The following is a 3,624-nucleotide window of genomic DNA, read 5'->3' as shown; positions in this document are numbered from 1 at the left end:
CCAGTCCCACCACCACCCGTCCCGCCGGGACTGCTGGGACTGTCCCACCAGTCCCACCAGTCCCATCACTTTCTTTTGGGGCGGAACCCCCGCTCCATTCGGGTGTGTTTTTGAATCATGCATTCTTCCGCGATTCCCTCTTGCACCAACCTGGCTAATTGTTTGGTAGCGACCGCGCCGCTAACGCCCGCCGATTCACGGATGACGCGAGGTGTCTCGCCGCCCGGAAACAGGCAGAGTGCTTGCCAGACCGCTTCGCGCTGCCGCCTCTGACGCAGGTCGTCTTGTCGGGCTTGACGTCGCTCTGCCTGTTCCTCCTCGATTGCCGCCCGCTGGTCATACGCCTCGTGTGCGTTGAGCACTTCCACCTCCCACCGCCTGCCTCCCGGGTCCTGACGCGTGCCCTCGTCGATGTTCAAGGCCCATAGCCCGCTGTGGCCGGCCGATCCGCCCACGCTCATCCACAGCTCGTGATGGCCCCCGTCGGCCGGGTCATACCGCTTGCGCCGGCCCAGGAGCACCCACTGGCGCACGAACTCCTGAAAACCGGCCCAGGCAATCTCTTCCAGTTCGGGCGGCTCGTAGGGTTCGGCCCGCGTCTTGCGCAGATGGTGGCACAATAGCGGCGTGCAACCGGTCCTCTGGGCCAGTTCTCCGAGCGATTTGAGGAATCGGCCCACGACGAACAGGTTCCCCGCGTCGTCCCCCAGGCCCAGCATCATCAGGTAGGTCGGATCGAGGATGAGCACCTCGAGTTGGTGCTCCGCGATGAAATCCCCCAGGGCGGCCATGTGCTGGGCACTATCCAATTGCGGCACGTCGAAGCACCAGATCGCATTCTCGTACTGGGCCAAAGGGCGTCCTTTGGCGGCAGCAATGCGCAAGGCGGTCTCCTGGATGGTGGCCGCCCCGGATTCCCCGGACATCACGCCGACGCGCACGGCCTCCGGGACGTTGAAACGGCCCAAGAACAACCCTCCCTCGGCCAGCGACAAGGCCAGGTCGATCGAGAGGTTCGTCTTGAGCGTCTTCTTGGGTCCGGCGATGACGCCCGGCTGGCCGCGTACCAAGAGGCCATCGATCAGGTACTCCAGGGTGTACTCGGCCGCGGCCAACTCGGACGAGGTGATTCCGGTGAAGCGCAGTTGGCCGCCCGCCGCCGGCGGGAGTTCCAGCCCGTGGACCAGGATGCTCATGGCCTGGTCGGGTTCGTACCGGGCCACGCTCGTGGCGATCTGCTCGACTTCCTGTTCCGGCAAGGGCGGCCGGCAGCGGTCGACGTTGATTTGGCGTAGGCCGGCCAAGATTTCTTGGCGGGTCATCCCCGCCCGACGCATGGTGCCTGCCAGTCGGGCCAAAGTGTCGTTGCGTTGCCCCTCGGCAATCGTCATGCCAACTTCTGCCAGCGGCGTCGCACGCCGTTCACTGCGATCCAGCAGTGCGGCAAGCCAGCCTGGCGGCTCGGGGAGCCGAGCGGCGGACATCTCGAGCTCCATTCCCGGCACCCAGCGATAGGCACCATTGGTGGTGCGCGATGGCGGAACGACGATGTAGCCGCCGTCGGTGCGGATATCGACGCCGGTGGCCAACTGCCCTGTCGAGCATTTCCAGTCCTTGCCCGGCGGCCTGCGGAACACGTAGTGGCGGCCGCCGCGTGGCGTCAGTGACACGGCGCCGGCTGCCAGAAGCTCCGCGGCGTGCTCCGGCTCGTGCGGCCAGCCGCCCGCCTGCGGATCGATGTCGACCACGAGCAGCCCCGTAGCGGCGATCGCCACGTTGGCATCCGGCCATCGTGCCCACCACGCCTGGATCTGGGCCGCGTCAGACGTGGCGTCCTGGAATCCGTGCCGCGTGAGCGGCTGCTTGGCGCCCGGGCGGCAGGGAAAGACCGCGTAGCCCAGTTCGGCGTAATGCAAGGCCGCGTCCAGGAGGCTCGTGTCCATTCGGTATCAGCCCTGCTTCCTTGCCGGAATGTCGATCATCGCGGGCAGCGCCTCCTCGAAGTGGCACACCCCCAGGATGTTCCACGCCGCGTGGGCCAGGTGGTCTTCGCTCTTGTCACCCTGCAGGTACAGGTAGAGATGCCGGATGGCGTGGTTGAGCATCACGCTGGCCGGGATGCCGCGGGTCCAGTTGTGCTCACCATACTTGGCCGCACCTTCGGCGCAGGTCTGGGCCAGGCGCCGCAGCCCGATCGGTGTGATCAAGTCCCATCGCTCGCCGTCGGCGTCGGTGCCACGCACCGCGCCGGTGGCGAAACGGGCCAGACCTTCTTGCGGCAGGGTTACAACATCACCGATTGCTTCGTTCATGCTCTTGGGGTCCTTGACAAGGCGGGCGTGACAGCCGCCCACCGGGCCCAGGCTTGGATCTCTCGTCGCAAGCGATCCAGGTCCGCGGGTTCCGGTGGCCAAATCACGCCGCGCCAAACCATGCGAATACTGACGACGGACATTTGCTCGGCATCCCCTTCGATCACCAGCACAGTGGCCGGACACCCCAGCGTCAGACGCTCGAATAGAATCCTCTGCCCCTTGGGGAGTTCCGTGTGATCTTTCCATTCCAACACGAGCAAATGGCCGTTGATCTCCGTAATGGCGTCGATGTCCGTGAAGGCGATCCGGCCGGGGAGGCAATCCGCAAACAGCTCGATCTTGGGCCGTTTCTTCTGGTTGAAGCATCCCTGCTTCGTGCAATCCCATCGGAGTGGATTGGCCCCGTTATCGCGCCACATGGCACACCCTCCCCAAATCTGCGAAGGCTTGCTGGAACCGGTCCACCTGAGGGCCAAAGTAGATCACGGCCTGGCCTTGCAAGGGGGCGGCGATCTTCTCCGGATGCCAGAACTTCACCCGGCCGGCGGGAAAGCAGACCGCTTGGGCGGCGGCCAAGAGCGCCTGGAACCAGCGGGTTTCGGTGGCGTTATTGACCAGCACCACCGCTTCGGTCACGTGCCCCTCCTGGACGTGTTGGACGAGTTTGTCGGCGAACTGCTGCACCAGCGGCTGTGCGTAGGGCGGATTGAGAAACACCCGCCCACGCCAAACGTGTGCAAGCCCATTGTCTTCGGCAGTGTAGAACTTTTTCGCCTTCACGACTTCATTGGCAACCGGAGTTGATGCCGGATCAAGGTCGACGCCGCCCATGACGGCCACGGCCCGCTCGATGAACTCCCACGGCGTGTACCACTCGCTGTCGCCGCTGTTGAAGGCGACGTGGGGCAGAGGGCGTGGCTCCTCGGGCTCCGGAAGGCTGGGCTCCCAGAGGGTGTCCCGGTGCGGCACTATGGATGGTTCCTCTGGTTGAGGGTCTTGGAAGGGTTGTGGGCTTGTGGCAGGACGGAGAGCCTTGGCCACACGCTCTTCCACCTCGGCCACCGTAGGGTTGGCCTGGGCGACCCAATCGACGAATTCCGCCCACCTGTCTTGGGGCAGCCTGTGGATGGTGGCTAGATGTTTGGCTTTGTCGCAGAAAATGGTGCCCTGGGACACCATTTTTTCAGCAGCAAGGAGCACCTCCGCAGCATGGCGATAGCGCAAAACCGTGGTGTGGTCTCTGCCGATGCGTCTAGCGTACTCTCGAAGGCCGCCTAATTTACCTCTCCCCTTGTCTCCGGACGGCACC

Annotated in this window: 4 protein-coding genes; all 4 read right to left on the bottom strand. The window is 64.7% G+C overall.

What is annotated here, in order from left to right; translation table 11 throughout:
* Positions 1 to 65 precede the first annotated feature (65 nt).
* Complete coding sequence (locus H5U08_RS12950) at positions 66 to 1,943, bottom strand: bifunctional DNA primase/polymerase (RefSeq protein ID WP_297033744.1); 1,878 nt, start codon at positions 1,941 to 1,943, stop codon at positions 66 to 68.
* Positions 1,944 to 1,949: 6 nt separating this feature from the next.
* Positions 1,950 to 2,312 carry a dATP/dGTP diphosphohydrolase domain-containing protein gene (locus tag H5U08_RS12945; protein ID WP_297033740.1) on the bottom strand — a complete coding sequence of 121 codons (363 nt, stop codon included), beginning with the start codon at positions 2,310 to 2,312 and terminating at the stop codon, positions 1,950 to 1,952.
* Positions 2,309 to 2,734, bottom strand: a complete 426-nt coding sequence (locus H5U08_RS12940; RefSeq protein WP_297033738.1) for a hypothetical protein — start codon at positions 2,732 to 2,734, stop codon at positions 2,309 to 2,311. Before H5U08_RS12940 ends, H5U08_RS12945 begins: the two co-directional genes overlap by 4 nt.
* Positions 2,721 to 3,624: DNA N-6-adenine-methyltransferase (locus H5U08_RS12935; protein WP_297033735.1), on the bottom strand; the 904-nt coding region annotated here is incomplete at its 5' end. The genes H5U08_RS12940 and H5U08_RS12935, both read right to left, overlap by 14 nt.

The organism is Thermogutta sp., from assembly GCF_014359955.1.
GTDB lineage: Bacteria > Planctomycetota > Planctomycetia > Pirellulales > Thermoguttaceae > Thermogutta.
This window is presented reverse-complemented; position numbering and strand designations above follow the sequence as displayed.